The 206-nt window shown below is 32.5% G+C and carries 1 pseudogene; it reads left to right on the top strand.

The annotated features are described in order from the left end of the window. Positions 1–102 precede the first annotated feature (102 nt). A pseudogene (locus GFJ99_RS13850) lies at positions 103–206 on the top strand (cyclase family protein); the annotation flags it as partial.

Genomic DNA, 206 nt, shown 5'->3' with positions numbered 1-206 from the left:
AATTTGGATTGATTATTAACCACTAAGAACACAAAGAAAGCACAATGAAACACAAAGCTTTGTGGACTTAGTGAAAAACCTTGTGACCTTTGTGGTTAAATTATGAAAGCAACCATCAACAACATACAAATAGACCTATCAAAACCAATTGATATTTCCATTCCATTAACAAACAATGACCAAAACCCGATTGCATGGTATCAAAA

Origin of the sequence: Flavobacterium sp. LMO6 (assembly GCF_009495795.1) — a bacterium.
Lineage (GTDB): Bacteria > Bacteroidota > Bacteroidia > Flavobacteriales > Flavobacteriaceae > Flavobacterium.
This window is presented reverse-complemented; position numbering and strand designations above follow the sequence as displayed.